Raw genomic sequence first — 18,420 nt, forward strand, 5'->3', positions numbered from 1 at the left:
GGACAACACGGTGTAAATAAAAGAAGAAACCAAAAGAAATCCGAGTATGCTGTTCAGTTAATGGAAAAGCAGAAAGCGAAATACACTTATGGTATTTTAGAGAAGCAATTTGCTAACCTGTACGAAAAAGCTAATAGAGCAAAAGGGGTTACAGGTGAAGTTCTTTTACAATTATGTGAATCAAGATTAGACAATGTAGTGTACAGATTAGGGTTTGCAAAAACCAGAGCTGGAGCAAGACAATTGGTTTCTCACAGACACATCACAGTAAACGGAGAATTGGTAAATATCGCTTCATATTCTATGAAAGCAGGTGATGTAGTTGCTGTAAGAGAGAAATCAAAATCTCTTGAAGTAATTGCTGATTCATTGGCTTACAGATCAACTTATGAGTGGTTACAATTTAACGACGAGAAGAAAGAAGGTACTTTCGTAGCTGCACCGGAGAGAATTCAAATCCCGGAAGATCTGAAAGAACAATTGATCGTCGAACTTTACTCTAAATAATAATTTTTTCAAATTTTTGCTCAACCCAAATTATATGGCAATTTTAACATTTATTAAACCCGATAAAGTAATCCTCCTTAACTCTGATGAATTCAAAGGTCAATTTGAATTCAGACCATTAGAGCAAGGGTTCGGACTTACCATCGGTAATGCTTTGAGAAGAGTTTTACTTTCTTCTCTTGAAGGATATGCTATTTCATCTATCAAAATAGAAGGCGTAGAGCACGAATTTTCAACAATTCCAGGTGTAATTGAAGACGTTACAGAAATCATTTTGAACCTGAAACAATTAAGACTAAGAGCAAAAACCGATTCTGCAACTGCAGAAGAAGTAACTGCTAAAGTATCTGGACAAACTACTGTAACAGCTGGCGACTTAGGAAAATCAATGCAAGAATTCGAAGTATTGAATCCTGAATTAGTAATCTGTTCAACAAATAAAGACGTGAAGTTTGAAATCACGTTCAATATTGAGAAAGGTAGAGGATATGTTCCTTCAGAACAAAACAAATCAAACAATGCTCCTATAGGAACTATTGCAATTGATTCAATCTATACGCCGATCAAGAAAGTACAGTACAGTGTTGAAAACTATCGTGTCGAGCAAAAAACAGACTACGAAAAACTCGTTTTGGATATTGAAACTGATGGTTCCATCAGCCCTCAAAATGCTTTAACAGAAGCTTCTAAGATATTAATCTATCATTTTATGTTGTTCTCCGATGAGAGAATTACTTTAGAAACTGAAGCAGTAAAAGCATCGATTCAATACGACGAAGAAACTTTACATACAAGACAACTCCTAAAAACTAAATTAGTAGATATGGATCTGTCTGTAAGAGCATTAAACTGCTTGAAAGCTGCTGAAGTGGAAACTTTAGGAGAACTAGTTTCTTATACGAAGTCTGATTTGATGAAATTCAGAAATTTCGGTAAAAAATCTTTAACAGAATTAGAAGAATTAGTGCATGCAAAAGGTCTTAACTTCGGTTTCGACGTTGCTAAATATAAATTAGACGCTGATAAATAACAAACAATGAGACACGGTAAAAAATTCAATCACTTATCTAGAACAGCTTCTCACAGAAGTGCTTTGCTTTCTAATATGGCTTGTTCTCTTATTGAGCATAAAAGAATCAACACAACTGTTGCTAAAGCGAAAGCTTTAAGAGTGTATGTTGAACCGATCCTTACAAAAGCGAAAGAAGATACAACACACAACAGAAGAACAGTTTTTTCTTACCTGCAAAGCAAAGAAGCAGTTACTGAATTATTCAGAACAATTGCTCCTAAAATTGCAGAAAGAAATGGTGGTTACACAAGAATCATCAAAACTGGATTCAGACAGGGAGATGCTGCCGATATGGCAATGATCGAACTTGTAGATTTCAACGAACTTTACAACCCGAACGCTGAAGAGAAAAAAGTAACAAGAAGAAGCAGAAGAGCAACTCCTAAAGCAGCAGAAGCTGTTGCTGAAGTAAAAGAAGCTCCTGCTACAGAAGTGACAACTGCAGAAGTTGCAGATGCTACAGAAGAAAAAGCTGGCGAATAATATTCCCAAGCTTATAAATTAAAATCCGTTCAAATTATTTTGGACGGATTTTTTTTAACTTTTTTTAAGAGTGAGTTTTATTAAATAATAGTGAACGCTGAATTTCGTATACTCAATTACTCAAATTTTCAATCATATTACAACTCCCTATTGCCCTCTAGCTTTCTTCAAATGAATCACATTATTTTCCTGGGTAATGGTAATCGAATCATTTTTAGACACAATTGTAATATCAAAATCCCCATAAATAGTACCTTTTGGTGATACTTCTTTCTGTGGAGCCGAGATTGTTTTATTATTGCTTCGAATACTGATGGTTTTTTCTTTAGGCATATTTTTAAAAGTAACCAATGCCGACGTGCCATCTTCTCCAACATAGCGTTCAGTATATTCCTGCGCATTGGTCGTTATTGCATCGGTAGAAAGAGTCGTTACGCTATCTGTAGGGAGATTCTCGGAGTAACCATTATCTTGTTTGATAACATTTTTATTTCCGTCTGTGCTTTTTTTGCAACTTGATGTGAGCAGAAGCATGCAACTTGCTGCCATCACGAATGCTTTTTTCATAATTAAAGTTTTTAGAGGTTAATCAAATTTAATGATAACTTTTCAAATTTTGAATATACTGAAAGAATTAACTAAAATTTAACTCAAGCCTATTTAAAATCATCACATATAACCGTGGCAATCATTCAATTTTCACTAAATTTGTGCTTCATATTAAATAATACTAAAAAATTATACAATGAGTTACATTTCTTACATTGAAGCAAGACAGATTTTAGATTCCAGAGGAAACCCTACCATTGAAGTTGACGTGTTTACAGAAAGTGGTGCGATGGGTCGTGCTGCTGTTCCTTCCGGAGCTTCTACTGGCGAACATGAAGCCATGGAATTACGCGACGGCGCAAAAGAATTTGGAGGAAAAGGAGTCCTAAAAGCAATCGAAAATGTAAGAGAAGTAATCGCTCCCGAATTAGTTGGACTTCCAGTTTGTGATCAAAACTTTATCGATCAGATTATGATCGAATTAGATGGTACAAAAAATAAAAGTAATCTTGGAGCAAATGCAATTTTAGGTGTTTCCCTTGCCGCTGCGAAAGCTGCTGCTACAGAATTGAAGATGCCTTTGTATAAATATGTTGGCGGAGTAAATGCCAATACACTTCCCGTTCCGATGATGAACGTTATCAATGGTGGCTCACATTCTGATGCACCAATTGCTTTTCAGGAATTCATGATTATGCCAGTAAAAGCAGAATCTTTTTCGGATTCATTAAGAAAAGGAACCGAGATTTTCCATAGTTTAAAATCAATTTTGCACGATAGAGGTTTGTCAACTGCAGTTGGTGATGAAGGTGGTTTTGCACCAAAATTCAAAGGAACCGAAGACGCTTTAGATACCCTTTCTCAAGCAGTTGAAAAAGCGGGTTACAAAGTAGGAGACGATATTATGTTTGCATTAGATTGTGCTGCTTCAGAATTTTACCGAGACGGAATGTATGACTACAGAAAATTTGAAACTCCAGAGTCTGCACATTTCAGCAGAAGCGAACAAGTAAATTACTTAGCAAATTTAGCAGCAAAATATCCAATTATTTCCATCGAAGACGGTATGCACGAAGACGATTGGGAAGGTTGGAAAATGTTAACCGATAAAATTGGCGATCGAGTTCAGCTGGTTGGTGACGATTTATTCGTTACAAACGTAGAAAGACTTTCGCGAGGAATTAAAGAAGGAATTGCCAATTCAATTTTGGTTAAAGTAAATCAAATTGGTACACTTTCTGAAACAATGGATGCCGTTCAAATGGCACAACATAACAGATATACTTCTGTAATGTCCCACAGATCAGGTGAAACAGAAGATTCTACCATCGCTGATTTAGCAGTTGCCATGAACTGTGGACAAATCAAAACTGGTTCAGCTTCTCGTTCAGATAGAATGGCGAAGTATAACCAATTGCTTAGAATTGAAGAAGCTTTAGGAGAAACCGCATATTTCCCAGGACTTGATGCTTTCAAAATAAAACGATAATAGATAAAATTAATCAGGAGCGGCAGAATTTGTTTGCAGCTTTCTTTCAATATTCATAAATTAGTAAAAAAATAAATTATAATGTCAGATAACAAAGTTATATTGAACTATGATGGAAAATCTTTTGAATATCCAATCATAGATAGCACCATCGGTGACAGAGGAATCGATATTTCCAAATTAAGAGACCAAACAGGTTTAATTACTTTAGACTTAGGATACAAAAACACCGGCGCTACTTTAAGCGACATCACTTATCTTGATGGCGATCATGGCGAACTGTATTACCGCGGATATCCAATCGAGCAGATTGCAGAAAAATCTAATTTTACAGAAGTAATGTATCTTTTGCTAAACGGCGAATTGCCAACAAAAGATCAATATCAAGGTTTTGAACAAGGAATCAAAAAATATAATTTCGTTGCCGATGAAATGAAACGTTTGATCGACGTTTTCCCTCGTTCAGCTCATCCAATGGGAGTTTTGTCTTCATTGACTTCTGCGTTAACTGCCTTTAATCCAAAATCGGTTGACGTAACTTCAAAAGAAGATATGGATCATGCAGCAGAAATGTTAATCGCTAAATTCTCGCATCTTTGTGCTTGGACTTACAGAAAAAAATTAGGACTTTCAATCAACCACGGAGATAATAATTTGAACTATGTAGAAAATTTCTACAAAATGTGTTTCCGTCGTCCAAATCAAGATTTTGAATTAGACCCAGTTGTTGTTGGCGCTTTAGATAAATTATTGATGCTTCACGCAGATCACGAGCAAAACTGTTCTACATCGACTGTAAGAATGGTTGGTTCAGCTCACACCGGATTATTCGCTTCAGTTTCTGCAGGTATTTCTGCGCTTTGGGGACCTCTTCATGGTGGCGCAAACCAAGCGGTTATCGAAATGTTAGAAATGATTGAAAAAGATGGCGGCGACGTTGCAAAATATGTTGAAAAAGCAAAAAATAAAGACGATAATTTCCGTTTAATGGGCTTCGGACACCGAGTTTACAAAAACTTCGATCCAAGAGCAACCATCATCAAAAAGGCGGCAGACGATATTTTAAATTCATTAGGAATTGAAGATAAAGCATTAGACATCGCAATGCAATTAGAAAGAGTAGCTTTGGAAGACGATTATTTCGTAAGCAGAAAACTCTATCCAAACGTAGATTTCTACTCAGGAATTATTTACAGAGCATTAGGAATCCCAACCGAAATGTTCACCGTAATGTTCGCTCTTGGAAGACTTCCAGGCTGGATTTCCCAATGGAAAGAAATGCGTCTCCACAACGATCCAATCGGAAGACCAAGACAGGTTTATCAAGGAGCACAAAAACGTGATTATATCGATTTAAGCGCAAGATAAATTCTTGAAAATTTATAATAAACCACAGCAAGTTCTGTGGTTTTTTTTGTTTTGAAAAACTGTGTAATCTGTGAGAGCCGTATTAGGGCGCACATTTCCGTCTTCCGTTCCCAATCTTTTTTATTGCCTTTGCTTGCCCTTCGCAAAAAAAAAGGATTTCCACTCAAGCCGGGGCGCAGATTTCGTCTCAAAACAAAATTTTAGCAAATTTGAAAATTTCTGTATCTTAACACTCGAAAAAATAACCTTGCTAAGGTTTAAAACATTGAAATATAATACCTTTATAGTACATGAATCTTAAATTATTTATACTATCTGCTTCTGTTTTTTTGCTAACACTCACTTCATGTGTTTCAAAAAAGGGAATTAATATAGAACTCAAAAAAGAATTAGAGGAAATTATAATTTCAGATCAACTTTTTCTAGAACTTTTAAGTAGCAATGTTTCTGAATAAAAATGGAATAATGTCGCATCAAAACTGAAATTGGAACCAGCATATTTAAAAAGCAATGTGTTTTCTTTGATGAATAAACAAGATGCAGAAAACATTAAAAACATTGAAAAAATGATAACAAAGTATGGTTATCCAGGGAAGTCCTTAGTAGGATAAATATTATTTGGCCAATTAAAAATCCAGAAAAAGTAAATGAATTAAGAAAGAAAAGTGGATTTATACAAACAATTGAGGAATAGGCAAAAGATTTATATGGAGAAGATTTTCAATATAAAATTTATATATTAGAAGAAGTGAAAAAAATATTGAATAAAGAATAAATTAATTTAAAAATCATTAAAAAGCCACGAAGTGGCGAAATCATCTGCATTGGGTGAAGGCCAATGAAAAAAATCGATATCCAGTTATCCGAGCCCTGAAAGGGCGAAATTAATAACAGTGTTTTTAAACCGAAATAATAAAAAAACAACCATCATTAATGTTAAAAATTTTAAATAAAAGAAAATGGTTAATTATAGGAGCAAGTATTTTAGCAATCCTCAATCTTGCTGCTTTCTACATCTTAAGAAAAGGAATCGAAATTGCCAATTTAATCAAGCATACAGAAAATGAAACAATCAGAAACTCCTTTCAACAAAAACAAATCTTAAGCGATGTTTTACCTTCATTGGTTTTTACTATTGATATTGCTTTGATTTTTTTCGGTTGTTATCTTTTAATTAAAATGGTATTAAAAAGTTTAAAAAAATCCACACCTACAAAATAATGAAACTAAAAAATTACATCAACGGACAATGGATCGAAGGAACAGGAAATGAAGTTCCATTATATAACGCAGTCAACGGCGAATTAGTTGCTATTTCAGATACAGACGGAATTAATTTTGAGCAAGCCTTGGATTATGGAAGAACCGTTGGTTACAAGAATCTTTCCTCCATGACCTTCTACGATCGTGGAGAAATGTTAAAAAAAGTAGCGTTATATTTATTAGAAAGAAAGAAAAAATATTACGATTTATCTTATAAAACTGGTGCAACACACGCCGATTCTTGGGTCGATATCGAAGGAGGTTTCGGCACTTTTTTCACCTATTCAGGACTCGCAAAAAGAATGTTACCAAACACTCCTTTCTGGGTAGATGGAGATACTCAGAAAATTTCAGCCAATGGAACTTTCCTCGGAACTCATATTTTAACGCCAAGTGAAGGTATTTCGGTACAAATTAATGCCTACAATTTCCCGGTTTGGGGAATGTTAGAAAAATTATCTACTTCCCTTTTAGCAGGAGTTCCAGCAATTGTAAAACCAGCAACGCCCGGTTCTTATCTGACGAATGCGGTATTTCAGGATATGATCGAAAGTGGTTTTCTTCCCGAAGGCGCAATCCAATTGGTTTGTGGAGAACCAGGAAATATTTTGGATTATGTTCAGGATGGTGATTCTGTCCTTTTTACTGGTTCAGCAACCACCGGAAAAAAATTAAAATCTTTACCTTCTATATCTAAAAATGCAGTTCGTTTCAATATGGAAGCTGATTCTTTAAACTGTTCAATTTTAGGATTAGATGCAAAAGCCGGAACACCAGAATTTGATTTGTTCATTAAAGAAGTCAGAACTGAAATGACGACAAAAGCCGGACAGAAATGTACCGCAATCCGAAGAATTATTGTCCCCGAAAATTTAGTGGGTGATGTGCAAAATGCTTTGTCCAAAGCTTTAGATCAAACAAAAATCGGAAATCCTTTAAATAGAGAAACCAGAATGGGTTCCATCGTTGGTAAAAAAGAAATGGCTGTTCTAAAGGAAAAAATAGAATTATTAAAAGCGGAAACAGAATTAATTTATGACGGAAAACACGAACTTGTAGATGCAGATTATGATAAAGGTGCATTTATGACACCGAAAGTTTTCTATAATGATAAACCTTTTGATAAAAATATTTCACACGAAGTAGAAGCATTCGGACCAGTTTCAACTTTAATGCCGTACAAAGATGCGGAAGAAGCTGCTGCTTTGGCAAAACGCGGAAAGGGAAGTTTGGTCGGTTCCATCATTTCTCACGATGAAAAATTTGTTGCAGAAACTTCCTGGAAAATGGCAACTTCGCACGGAAGAATTTTTGTTTTGAATCGCGATAACGCCAAAGAAAGCACTGGTCACGGTTCGCCTTTGCCAACTTTAATGCACGGCGGACCCGGAAGAGCGGGCGGCGGCGAAGAAATGGGCGGATTGAACGGACTTCATTTTTTCCTTCAAAAAACGGCGATTCAAGGTTCACCAGATATTTTAACTGCGATTACCAAAATTTACCAGCAAGGTGCAACTCAAAATTTCTCAGATAAGCATCCTTTCAGAAAATATTTTGAAGAAGTAGAAATCGGCGATTCTTTGGAAACAGCCGGAAGAACGGTTACAGAAGCTGACATCGTGAATTTCTCCAACGTTTCTTGGGATCATTTTTATGCTCACACGGATTCAACTTCTTTGAACGGAACAATCTTCGATAAAACGGTTGCACATGGATATTTCATTCTTTCCGCAGCGGCTGGACTCTTTGTTTCCGGAAAAAAAGGTCCTGTAATTGCGAATTATGGTTTGGAAAATGCGAGTTTTTTCAAACCAGTTTACGCAGGAGATACAATTACGGTTTATTTAACGGCGAAAGAAAAAATCAACAAAGGCGTTAAAGGGAGAAATATTCCGAGTGGCGTTGTAAAGTGGTTGGTTGAAGTGATTAACCAGCGAGATGAAATAGTTTGTGTTGCTACAATTCTTACTTTGGTTGCGAAGAATTCTCAATTTTTGGAGTTGAATTTAAAAAATATTCAGAAACAATTAAATGGATTAAGTAAAAATTCTGAACCGAAATGGGGAATCATGACCGCACAAAATATGCTCGAACATTTAGAAGATTTTTTAAAAATGTCGGTAGGTGAAAATGATGTGGAATGTCGTACAAAAGATGAAGAACAGTTGGAAAAACTTCGCGATTGGCTGTACAAAGAAAAAGCAATCACGAAAGATTTAAAATATGAAGGTTTACCAGAAAATGAAAATGCAGTTTTGCGTTATAAAAATATAGAGGAAGCCAAAGAAAAATTCCTTGAAAGCTTAAAAGCCTATTTAATATATTACCGTGAAAATCCTTTGGCAGAACATACCCATCCACTATTCTGTAAGATTGATAAAGAAATGTGGGAATTGTTTCACAGAAAGCATTTTACGCATCATTTTGAACAGTTTAGTATTTTAAATAATTAAAATTAATAAATTGTAAAGCATATTTTCCTCATAATTATGTGGAAATACGAAAGCCAAGCAGATTTGAATGTTTATAAAGTAGATTACCAAAGTCAGTCAGACGGAAATGAAGGAAAATGATTTTTCGTAAAATATCAAAGCCTGGCAGATAAAAAATTTATTTCGTGAATAATGAAAGTCAGACAGGTTGGAAAAAAAAAGTATTTGATGTATTAATTTTAAAGAAATGATAAAAAATATAGGAGAACTAGTTGTAGCATTCAACAAGCAATTGCATTATTCAGGTGACCTTCCTGATGGTTTCGATGTACTCAATCCTTTTTTCGATAATCCCGAAACTTTAAAGGTGATGACGGAATTTTATCAGAAGTTTTACAATGATCACAACCAGCGAAAATTTATCATCGGAATTAATCCCAGTCGGCACGGAGCAGGAGTTACAGGCGTTCCGTTCACCGATACCAAAAGATTGGAAACCGTTTGCGGAATTAAAATGAAATCGGCGCACACACACGAAATATCGTCAGTTTTTTTATATGATGTGATTGAACAATTTGGCGGGCCAGAAAAATTTTATAAAGAATTTTATATCAATTCTCCTTTTCCTTTGGCGATTGTCAGAAATACGATTAAAGGTAATTTAAACGCCAATTATTACGACGATAAAAACCTTTTTGAAGCCGTAAAACCTTTTATGATTCAAAGTTTAAAAGACCATATCAATTTAGGTTTAGATACTTCGGAAGTTTTTATTTTAGGAAAAAAGAATGCGACTTTCATTGACAAGATAAACAGTCAGGAACATTTCTTTGATAAAATGATAGTTTTGGAACATCCGAGATATATCCAGCAATATAAAAGCAAAGAAAAACAATTATACATCGACAAATATTTAATCGCATTAAACAAAGCATAATGAACAACGGATTTGTAAATCAAGAACTTAAAAATAATATTGCCGAAATCACTTTCGGAACTCCAAAAAGCAATTCGTTGCCGGGAGAAATCTTAGAAAAACTCGCGCAAACCATTTTAGATAGTGGAAAAGATGAAAACGTAAAAGCCATTTTATTAAAATCGGAAGGCGAGAAAGCATTTTGCGCCGGAGCCAGTTTTGATGAATTGCTTGAAATTGAAGAACTGGAAAAATCAAAAATATTTTTCGGAGGTTTTGCTAAAGTTCTCAATGCGATGCGAAATTGCGGAAAAATTGTAGTCGTTCGAGTTCAAGGAAAAACAACCGGAGGCGGCGTTGGAATTGCGTGCGCTGCAGATTATTGTTTCGCTACGAAAGACGCTGCAATGGCTTTAACGGAATTGAATTTAGGAATCGGACCATTCGTGATCGGACCTTATGTAGAAAGAAAAATCGGTAAGTCAGCGTATTCGGCAATGTCGATTGATGCAGATTTCCGTTCTGCAGATTGGTGCGAAAAACACGACGTTTATCATTCTGTTTCAGAAAATATTGAGAAAATGGATGGGGAAATTAAAACCTTTATTGAAAAATTATCCAACAGAAGTTCCGATGCTTTGGCTTTAATTAAAAAAGTTTCGTGGGAAGGAACCGAACATTTCGAAAGGCTAATGCCAGAAAGGATTCACATGAGCGCAAGTTTAATTCTGGAAGATTCTGCCAAGAAAAATATCGAATTAATTAAAGAAAGATTGCGAGCGAAATAGTATTGAATTTAATCATGAGTTTTAATAAAACCGTTCTTATTCTCGGTGCCAATTCCGATGTTGCCAAGCAATGTATTTTGCAATATGCTGAAAAGGGATTTAAGATTTTGGCGGCTTCCAGAGATTTAGTTTCACTGAAAAGTTTCGTTGTAGAAACTCATCTCGAAGATAAAGTTGAGCTGATTTATTTCGATGCGACAGATTTCAATGCTCATCAAAAATTTTATAATGAACTTTCAGTAAAACCGAATGTTGTGGTTTATTCCGCCGGCTTTTTGGTGGAAAATCAGGAAGCTTTACGAAATTTTGAAGGAGCTTTCAACATGATGAAAGTGAATTATATCGGCGCAGTTTCCATTTTAAACATTATTGCAACCGATCAATCCAATCAAAATTTAGAACGAATTATCGGTCTTTCTTCACTTTCCGGAGTTCGTGGCAGGAAAAGTAATTTCGTTTATGGAAGTACAAAATCGGCTTTCACGCAATATTTAGCTGGACTTCGACAGGAATTATCTTCCAAAAAAATCAGCGTTAATGTTTTGGTGAGCGGTTATATCAACACGAAAATTAATAAAGGTTTAAAACTAAATAAATCGTTGATGATGGAACCAGATTATGTTGCTAAACACATCGTCAATGCAGGAAATTCTTTCACAATCGTTCCGAACTGGAAATGGAAAATCATCTATTGGATTTTGAAATTATCTCCGGAATTTTTGGTAGCGAAATTGCCGTAAAAAAAAGCGAAGATTTCTCTTCACTTTATAATTAAAGCCACGAATAAACGATTTTTTTTTAATTCGTGCATTCGTGGCAAATTATTAAATCAAATTAATTTCCCTTTAAAACCCTCTTTCGGTCACGTTTTTCAATATAATCCAAAACTGCATCTTTTGTTGTAAGCCAATTTCTACCTTCTTTGAAAGCGTCAATTTTTCCTTGTCTTGCCAATAAACTCACATATTCTTGACCATAAGGAACATCAGGTTCACTCACGATATTTATAATGTTTTGATATTGATCGTACGTATTATTGAGATTTCCCAAATAAATATCCAAAGTTCGCTCAACCGCTTGTAAAATTAAAAGCAATAATTTAGAATAATCCTCATTATTTGCTTGGTTCAGCGCATCATAATATTTTTTTCGATCGTTTTTTAGAATAATTGCAGGCGGAAAACCACTTTTCATCAAAAGTAGATTGAGCAACAATCTTGCGGTTCTTCCATTTCCATCAAAAAACGGATGAATCCAAACAAAACGATGATGAAAAATCGCAGATTTTATAAGGATATCCATTTCTGAATTATTGGCAAAATCAACTAATTCGCCAACAAATCCGTCCACTTTCAAGGCATTTGGCGGAACAAAATTTGCTCCGGAAATTCGAACTCCGGAAGTTCTGTATCTTCCCGAAAATTCTTTTTCTATTTTTTGAAGCACAAGATGGTGTATATTTAAAAGATCTTTTTCAATCAAAACATAATTTTCCGAAGCCACAGATTCTACAAATTCAATGGCTTCTTGGTGATTTACCGCTTCGAAATGCTCCCGCAAAGATTTCCCTTTGATGGTAAAACCTTCTTCGATCACCATTTTAGTTTCTTGTAAGGTCAAAGTATTTCCCTCAATACTGTTTGAATTATAAGTCCACTCGATGCTTAAACTGTCTTTTATACTTTTTAAAACATAGGAAGGAATGGGGCGTTTTTTATCCAGTTCACGTTTTTTTTCGTGAATTCTTTCCAATTGTTTTTCTAAACCTTCAAAGTAATATGGATATTCTTGCCATTTCATCCCACAAAGATAACAATTTATTTTAATATCGGATAAAAGTATTTTAAATCATATCCGATATTAATATTTCTGGAAGTTTATAGAAAATTAGTTTTGATTTTTAATTTCCGCTCTTTCTTGCCATTTATAAAAAGCGACTGCAACGTGGATTTCGAAGTAAGAAAAATTTTCGCCCAATTCTTCTTTTATCGCTTTTAAAGATGGAAGGGTTTGAGTTTTGGCAATAGAAATAATAGGATCTATTTTATTGATGTCCATCAATTCACTGGGTTTAATTGTTCCAACTTCCACGAAATTGGTTAAATGATTTTGAATTGTATTTAAAGACAAGTTTCTCATTTTTGCAATTTCTTCTACGCTGTAATTCTGTTTGTACAATTCGAAAGTTGTTGCAAAAGTTCCCGACGTACTCGTATTTGCTTTTTTTGGTTTACTTTGTTTCTTTGGAACTTTTTCGGCTATTTTACTACTCAAATTATTTTTGGTGCAATAATCTGAGATTAGATTTAAAAATATTTCCCCATATTTTTCTATTTTAAAAGCTCCGAAACCACTGATCTGATGCAATTCTTCTTTTGTATTGGGTAGATAACTTGCGAGTTCCATCAAAGTTGCGTCGGAAAAAATGACATCAGGCGATACATTTTCTCGCTCGGCTTGCTGTCTTTTTAAAATTCTTAAGTCATCAAATAATTCAAGGTTTGCATCAATTTCATTAATTGAATATGAAGTTTCTGTTTCCGCGACAGTTACTGCTTTGGCTTGTTCTTTTATTTTTTGAAGGTTTACTTTTTTCTTATTAAATAGAACTTCTTTACTTACTTCAGTCAGTTTTAATACAGAAAATTCTTCATTTGATTCACGCAGAAAATCATTAATTATTAACTGCTTTATTAAATTTTGCCAATAGGTTTTGTTAGCGTTTGCGCCAATTCCATAAGTGGGCAAACTGCGCATATATTCTGCGATTTTCACACTTTTTGAACCTCGTAGAAAATCAATAATCAAATTTTTTCCATAGCGTTCTTTCAATCGAAAAATGGCGCTCAATAATTTTTGAGCATCAATCGTGGCGTCCCAATTTTCAAAATCACTGAGACAATAATCACAGGAATTGCAATTTCCAGGGTGAGCTTCTCCAAAATATTCCATCAGATATTGTCGTCTGCATTTTTGCATCTCGGCAAAATCGGTCATTTGTTGCAATTTTTGTAACATTAAAGTTGATTGTTCCTCGTTTCCTTCGATCATTGCAAATTTTTTCAACTTCATCACATCGGCATTCGAGTAAAATAAAATCGCTTCACTCGGCAAGCCATCTCTTCCTGCTCTTCCGGTTTCTTGGTAATAACTTTCGATGTTTTTGGGCAAATCTGCGTGCATCACAAAACGGACATTGCTCTTATCGATTCCCATTCCAAATGCAATCGTAGCAACCATTACCCGAGTTTTATCCTTTAAAAAATCTTCCTGAATCTTTGCTCGTTCTCCAGAAGGAATACCGGCGTGATAAAAAGCGGCGTTGATGCCATTTTCTCTCAGATTATTAGACATTTCTTCCGTTCCTTTTCTCGACAAACAGTAGATAATTCCGGAATCATTGGGATGTTCATTCAGATATTGAATGACATGATTTAAAACGGCTTGTTTCGGCTGTACAAAATATTTAATATTGGCTCTGTCAAAAGATGAAATTAAAACTTTCGGCTCTTGAAGATGGAGTTGTTTAATGATGTCTTGCCTCGTAATTTCGTCTGCACTTGCCGTTAATGCAATAATTGGAGTTTGCGGAAATTGTTTTTTTAATCCATTTAAAAATAAATAATCCGGGCGAAAATCGTGTCCCCAATGCGAAACACAATGCGCTTCATCTACGGCAAATAAGGAAATATTGATTTCTTTCAGCAAGTTTAAAAACGAACCATTATCTGCACTCAATTTTTCTGGCGCAACATATAAAAGTTTGAGTTTCCCTTCTTTTAATTGACGCAAAGTTTCATTTTGTTCGAAAAGACTCATAGAAGAATTGAGGAATGCTGCGGAAATTCCGTTCGCGCGCAAAGCATCAACTTGGTCTTTCATCAACGCAATCAACGGAGAAATAACAATTGCTGTTCCTTCCAAAACCAATGCCGGAACTTGATAACAAAGCGATTTTCCACCGCCAGTTGGCATCAAAACAAACGTATCCTTTTTTGCAATTACATTTTCAACTGCACTCGCTTGTTCGAGTCGAAATTGATCGTAGCCAAAATATTGTTGCAATATTTCTAATGGAGATTTCATGATTCAAAATTTGTGTTGGAGTAAAAATAATGAATTTTGTTTAGATTCAGAAGTTGTTTTTATTTCGTCGGTAAAATTAGGGTTTCTATCGGTAAAGTTTTCAAAGAGTTATAGCGTATGATAATTTTGACAAAAAATTAAAAGATATGTCACTATTTACACCACTTATTTGGATTCTTATTATCCTTCCATTCATTATTTTTGCTATTTTTAAAGCAGAAAAGGTAAACCTAAAATATGTAGGTTTTTTCATTCTCTATTTTTTAGCGGATTCTTACATTCAGCATTTGTCGAAACTCTATTTTGATTTAGATTTTTTAGGATTAAAATTCGCCTGGGTTGGTAAAATTTTAAGTTTGTGTCTTGCTTTGATTGTTATTTTTTCTGTTTCAAAAAAAGATAGAGAAGAAATTGGATTTACTACGAAAATAAACTCAAAAAGTCAGGTAAAATCTGGAATTTTAATTTTTCTGGGATTTTTAGTTTTTGATTTTGTATTCAAGCTAATTTTGTTTCCGAAAGGTGGTAATTTCGATTTAGAAACTTTTGCTTTTCAAATGACAATGCCCGGTTTAACAGAAGAATTGGTTTTCAGAGGAATTTTATTTTGGCTCTTAGACAAAGCTTTCGCACCGAAATGGAACTTCAAAGGCATCAAATTCGGTTGGGGATTTGTTATTATCACCATACTTTTTGCGGAAGCTCACGGTGTGATGCTTACAGAAAATTATGAATTCAAGTTTGACATCATTACAATTCTTTACTTAGCAATTATTTCTTCTCTCAGTCTTGGAATATTGCGTAAACTTTCGGGGAATCTTATTTTTCCAATTCTGGGACATAACGCCGTCAACACGATTAACGCAATTATCAGAATTTTATAGAAACCATCAATCAAACAGCTTCAAATAACTATCTTTGGAGCTGTTTTTCAATTAAAAAATTATGCAAAAATTATCTTCAAATTATTTTACCAAACGCATTGGTGAATTTGATTTTGAACAATTTTACACCAAGCAAAAAAGATTGATATTCCATTCTTTAATGTGGTTAAGTTTTGCTTTTTTGTTATTTTTAAGTTATAGATTAGCTTATCATCTCACCTATTTCAATAGTTTCATTCTTACACTCAGGATGTGCGTTGTTAATATGATTGTTTTCTATATTTTCTTCTATCTACTTTTGCCAAAAATTCTAAAACGATCGTTCGGATTTGCAATTTTTTATTTAATTATCAGTTTTCCTGTATTTGTAATTGTTTGGTTAATATCTACTTATCTTTTTTCTCTTCTTTATTACAATTTAGGATTTGAAATTTTAGAAGGAGAATTAAAAGGTGCGATTAAGGCAAGTGCAAGCCAAACTTTTTGGGAAACGATTTCTTTTAAAAGAATAATTTCCCAGGCGATTATCTTTATTTCGCTTTTATCGCCTTTCTTTTTTGTTAAAATCTTATTTGAAATTTCTAAACTTTACAGCCGAACCATTAAGATTCAAAACCAAAAAAATCTGCTGGAAATCCAAAATATAAATATTGAAAAAGATTTTTTGAAATCCCAGCTTAATCCACATTTTCTTTTTAATACTTTGAATAATTTGTATAGTTTAAGCCTCAAAAAAGACAATGCTGTTCCCGAAGTGATTCTCAATCTTTCTGACACAATGAGTTATACTTTATACGAATCGAACAGTGAAAAAGTAGAATTATGGAAAGAAGTAGAATTTGTTAAAAACTATTTCGAACTCGAAAAAATGCGTTACTCTGCTGATAGAAAAATTCAATACGAGTTTCCTACTGAAATAGATTGTAAGGGTTTAATGATTGCTCCGCTTTTAACTTTCACTTTCATCGAAAATGCCTTTAAATATGGTTTAAAGTCAAAAGAGTCAGGCTTTTTAAATCTTAAAATAAAAATTGAAAATGGGAACTTTCTTTTTGTGTTGGAGAATGATTTTGAGGAAAACAAAAACGAAAATATTCACGGCGGAATCGGAATAGAAAATGTAAAAAAACGGCTTCAGCTTATCTATTCGAACAATTTTCAATTAGAAATTCTCAGTTCTGAAAATATTTTTAAAGTGCAGTTATCAATCAATTTAATCAAATAATGGAAAAAATAAATTGCATCATTATCGATGACGAACCACTTGGAAGAGACCTCGTAGAATCTTTTGCCAAAGAGGTTTCTTATCTCAACATTCTTGGAATTTTTGAAAACCCGGTGACAGCATTATTTTTTCTTGAAGAAAATAAGGTAGACCTTATTTTCAGTGATATTGAAATGCCAAAAATAAATGGTCTGGATTTTCTTCGGACATTAGAAAATCCGCCCATTTTTATTTTTATTACTGCTTATCGGGAATTTGCTTTAGATGGTTTTGATACAGGTGCGACCGATTATTTGGTAAAACCAGTTCGTTTTGATCGGTTTTTAAAAGCGGTGCAAAAAGCTAAAAATCATATAGATTTGAAAAGAAATTCCACTAACTCACAAAATTCCAATGACAAAATTTTTATAAAATCTGAAGGGAAGATTATCAAAATTTTGTTACCAGAAATTTTATACATCGAAGCTCAAGGCGATTATTTGAATGTGATGACGACATCAGAAATCTATTCAACCCAAATGACACTCACTTCGATGGAAGAAAGTTTACAAAATAAAAAATTCTTTAGAATTCAGCGTTCTTTTATTTTGAATTTGGATTTTGTAAGAAGTATCCACGGAAATTTGGTGGAATTGCTGAACGGAAAATCTATTTCTGTTTCCGTCAATAAAAAGGAAGAACTTTACAAATTGTTAGGAATGTGATTTCTTAAAAATAAAAAAAGCGAGAAAAAATTCTCGCTTCTAACTTAATAATTTTCAAACACCCAAAACCACGGAAGCATCTATTTTTAATTTTTTGCTAATTTCGCGGGCAACTTTCAGGGTGGGTTCAGATTTTCCGGTAAGATATTCGCTGACTCTCGACGGGCTTACATTCAAAATTTCTGAAAGTTTTAACTGAGAAATTCCCATTTCGTACATTCTTAATTTGATGACGTCCTGTAAACTTGGTGTTTCAACAGGGAAATATTTTTCTTCATAATCGGCGACAGCGTCAGATAAAAAATCAAGTTCAATGAAATTTTTATCGTTTTCAGAAGTTTCGTTTCCTACTGTTTTCAGAAGTTCTTCTATTCTTTCGCAGGCTACTTTATATTGTTTTTCTGTCATTTTTTAAATATTAGAAGCGTCTATTTTGTCGTAATCTTTATGAGTTCCGATAAACCGGATATACACTTTTTGTGAAGCGAAAATTAGGATGGCAACCAATCTGTAATTATTTCCTTTAATATTAAAAACAAATCGATTATTTCCTACATAATCCGCTGAATTAAAGGTTTCCTTTACATCCGAAAAATTTTTCCATTCAGCGTTCTGAGTTTTTTTGTACCAATCTCGTAAAGCAATATCTGCATC

Annotated in this window: 18 protein-coding genes; 13 read left to right on the top strand and 5 right to left on the bottom strand. The window is 34.1% G+C overall.

Annotated elements, in window-relative coordinates; translation table 11 throughout:
- The 3 genes from rpsD to rplQ all read left to right on the top strand — a co-directional run.
- Window positions 1–507, top strand: a 507-nt coding sequence (rpsD, locus tag WBY99_RS12955) for a 30S ribosomal protein S4 (RefSeq protein ID WP_423976753.1), incomplete at its 5' end; no start/stop codon positions are given.
- A 34-nt stretch (window positions 508–541) separates the two neighbouring features.
- A complete protein-coding gene (locus WBY99_RS12960) occupies window positions 542–1,537 on the top strand; it encodes a DNA-directed RNA polymerase subunit alpha (protein ID WP_423976754.1) in 996 nt (331 codons plus the stop codon).
- 6 nt (window positions 1,538–1,543) lie between these two features.
- Entirely contained in the window at window positions 1,544–2,062 is a 519-nt protein-coding gene (rplQ, locus tag WBY99_RS12965) for a 50S ribosomal protein L17 (RefSeq protein WP_423976755.1), read from the top strand.
- Between the two features lie 147 nt (window positions 2,063–2,209).
- Here the strand turns inward: rplQ and WBY99_RS12970 are convergent, their stop codons facing one another.
- Complete coding sequence (locus WBY99_RS12970; RefSeq protein WP_423976756.1) at window positions 2,210–2,629, bottom strand: hypothetical protein; 420 nt, start codon at window positions 2,627–2,629, stop codon at window positions 2,210–2,212.
- A 178-nt stretch (window positions 2,630–2,807) separates the two neighbouring features.
- On the opposite strand from WBY99_RS12970, the gene eno reads away from it, so the two are divergent.
- From eno to WBY99_RS13005, 7 genes are all read left to right on the top strand, one after another.
- The gene (gene eno, locus WBY99_RS12975) at window positions 2,808–4,100 is read left to right on the top strand and encodes a phosphopyruvate hydratase (RefSeq protein ID WP_423976757.1); all 1,293 of its coding nucleotides are present in this window, start codon (window positions 2,808–2,810) and stop codon (window positions 4,098–4,100) included.
- A gap of 81 nt (window positions 4,101–4,181) precedes the next feature.
- Window positions 4,182–5,468 (top strand): citrate synthase, encoded by a 1,287-nt coding sequence (locus WBY99_RS12980; protein WP_423976758.1) that lies wholly within the window; start codon window positions 4,182–4,184, stop codon window positions 5,466–5,468.
- Window positions 5,469–6,401: 933 nt separating this feature from the next.
- Window positions 6,402–6,689, top strand: a complete 288-nt coding sequence (locus WBY99_RS12985; protein ID WP_423976759.1) for a hypothetical protein — start codon at window positions 6,402–6,404, stop codon at window positions 6,687–6,689.
- Window positions 6,686–9,184 carry a phenylacetic acid degradation bifunctional protein PaaZ gene (paaZ, locus tag WBY99_RS12990; RefSeq protein WP_423976770.1) on the top strand — a complete coding sequence of 833 codons (2,499 nt, stop codon included), beginning with the start codon at window positions 6,686–6,688 and terminating at the stop codon, window positions 9,182–9,184. The genes WBY99_RS12985 and paaZ overlap by 4 nt, the downstream gene beginning before the upstream one ends.
- Window positions 9,185–9,410: 226 nt before the next feature.
- Window positions 9,411–10,100: an SMUG2 DNA glycosylase family protein gene (locus WBY99_RS12995; RefSeq protein WP_423976760.1), complete on the top strand. Its 690-nt coding sequence runs from the start codon at window positions 9,411–9,413 to the stop codon at window positions 10,098–10,100.
- On the top strand, window positions 10,100–10,867 hold the full coding sequence (locus WBY99_RS13000; protein WP_423976761.1) for an enoyl-CoA hydratase/isomerase family protein: 768 nt from the start codon (window positions 10,100–10,102) through the stop codon (window positions 10,865–10,867). Before WBY99_RS12995 ends, WBY99_RS13000 begins: the two co-directional genes overlap by 1 nt.
- A 14-nt stretch (window positions 10,868–10,881) precedes the next feature.
- Window positions 10,882–11,607, top strand: a complete 726-nt coding sequence (locus tag WBY99_RS13005) for an SDR family NAD(P)-dependent oxidoreductase (protein WP_423976762.1) — start codon at window positions 10,882–10,884, stop codon at window positions 11,605–11,607.
- Between the two features lie 94 nt (window positions 11,608–11,701).
- Here WBY99_RS13005 and WBY99_RS13010 read toward each other — a convergent pair whose 3' ends face one another.
- Complete coding sequence (locus WBY99_RS13010; RefSeq protein ID WP_423976763.1) at window positions 11,702–12,667, bottom strand: Fic family protein; 966 nt, start codon at window positions 12,665–12,667, stop codon at window positions 11,702–11,704.
- 87 nt (window positions 12,668–12,754) lie between these two features.
- Complete coding sequence (gene recQ, locus WBY99_RS13015) at window positions 12,755–14,953, bottom strand: DNA helicase RecQ (RefSeq protein WP_423976764.1); 2,199 nt, start codon at window positions 14,951–14,953, stop codon at window positions 12,755–12,757.
- 146 nt (window positions 14,954–15,099) lie between these two features.
- Between recQ and WBY99_RS13020 the strand changes: the two genes are divergently transcribed.
- The 3 genes from WBY99_RS13020 (at window position 15,100) to WBY99_RS13030 (ending at window position 17,766) form a co-directional block, all read left to right on the top strand.
- Window positions 15,100–15,837: a type II CAAX prenyl endopeptidase Rce1 family protein gene (locus tag WBY99_RS13020; RefSeq protein WP_423976765.1), complete on the top strand. Its 738-nt coding sequence runs from the start codon at window positions 15,100–15,102 to the stop codon at window positions 15,835–15,837.
- A 61-nt stretch (window positions 15,838–15,898) separates the two neighbouring features.
- Window positions 15,899–17,062 (top strand): sensor histidine kinase, encoded by a 1,164-nt coding sequence (locus tag WBY99_RS13025; protein ID WP_423976766.1) that lies wholly within the window; start codon window positions 15,899–15,901, stop codon window positions 17,060–17,062.
- Complete coding sequence (locus WBY99_RS13030) at window positions 17,062–17,766, top strand: LytR/AlgR family response regulator transcription factor (RefSeq protein ID WP_423976767.1); 705 nt, start codon at window positions 17,062–17,064, stop codon at window positions 17,764–17,766. The genes WBY99_RS13025 and WBY99_RS13030 overlap by 1 nt, the downstream gene beginning before the upstream one ends.
- Before the next feature lie 54 nt (window positions 17,767–17,820).
- Here WBY99_RS13030 and WBY99_RS13035 read toward each other — a convergent pair whose 3' ends face one another.
- Window positions 17,821–18,174, bottom strand: a complete 354-nt coding sequence (locus WBY99_RS13035; RefSeq protein ID WP_423976768.1) for a helix-turn-helix domain-containing protein — start codon at window positions 18,172–18,174, stop codon at window positions 17,821–17,823.
- 3 nt (window positions 18,175–18,177) lie between these two features.
- A partial coding sequence (locus tag WBY99_RS13040) for a type II toxin-antitoxin system HigB family toxin (RefSeq protein ID WP_423976769.1) occupies window positions 18,178–18,420 on the bottom strand: 243 nt, incomplete at its 5' end.

The organism is Kaistella sp. (genome assembly GCF_049588135.1).
Classification (GTDB): domain Bacteria; phylum Bacteroidota; class Bacteroidia; order Flavobacteriales; family Weeksellaceae; genus Kaistella.

What these genes read in the sequence shown, in the direction of transcription:
- WBY99_RS12960 (WP_423976754.1), top strand. Translation starts at nt 542, where the DNA reads ATGGCAATTTTAACATTTATTAAACCCGATAAAGTAATCCTCCTTAAC.
- rplQ (WP_423976755.1), top strand. Translation starts at nt 1,544, where the DNA reads ATGAGACACGGTAAAAAATTCAATCACTTATCTAGAACAGCTTCTCAC.
- WBY99_RS12970 (WP_423976756.1), bottom strand. Translation starts at nt 2,629, where the DNA reads ATGAAAAAAGCATTCGTGATGGCAGCAAGTTGCATGCTTCTGCTCACA.
- eno (WP_423976757.1), top strand. Translation starts at nt 2,808, where the DNA reads ATGAGTTACATTTCTTACATTGAAGCAAGACAGATTTTAGATTCCAGA.
- WBY99_RS12980 (WP_423976758.1), top strand. Translation starts at nt 4,182, where the DNA reads ATGTCAGATAACAAAGTTATATTGAACTATGATGGAAAATCTTTTGAA.
- WBY99_RS12985 (WP_423976759.1), top strand. Translation starts at nt 6,402, where the DNA reads ATGTTAAAAATTTTAAATAAAAGAAAATGGTTAATTATAGGAGCAAGT.
- WBY99_RS12995 (WP_423976760.1), top strand. Translation starts at nt 9,411, where the DNA reads ATGATAAAAAATATAGGAGAACTAGTTGTAGCATTCAACAAGCAATTG.
- WBY99_RS13000 (WP_423976761.1), top strand. Translation starts at nt 10,100, where the DNA reads ATGAACAACGGATTTGTAAATCAAGAACTTAAAAATAATATTGCCGAA.
- WBY99_RS13005 (WP_423976762.1), top strand. Translation starts at nt 10,882, where the DNA reads ATGAGTTTTAATAAAACCGTTCTTATTCTCGGTGCCAATTCCGATGTT.
- WBY99_RS13010 (WP_423976763.1), bottom strand. Translation starts at nt 12,667, where the DNA reads ATGAAATGGCAAGAATATCCATATTACTTTGAAGGTTTAGAAAAACAA.
- recQ (WP_423976764.1), bottom strand. Translation starts at nt 14,953, where the DNA reads ATGAAATCTCCATTAGAAATATTGCAACAATATTTTGGCTACGATCAA.
- WBY99_RS13020 (WP_423976765.1), top strand. Translation starts at nt 15,100, where the DNA reads ATGTCACTATTTACACCACTTATTTGGATTCTTATTATCCTTCCATTC.
- WBY99_RS13025 (WP_423976766.1), top strand. Translation starts at nt 15,899, where the DNA reads ATGCAAAAATTATCTTCAAATTATTTTACCAAACGCATTGGTGAATTT.
- WBY99_RS13030 (WP_423976767.1), top strand. Translation starts at nt 17,062, where the DNA reads ATGGAAAAAATAAATTGCATCATTATCGATGACGAACCACTTGGAAGA.
- WBY99_RS13035 (WP_423976768.1), bottom strand. Translation starts at nt 18,174, where the DNA reads ATGACAGAAAAACAATATAAAGTAGCCTGCGAAAGAATAGAAGAACTT.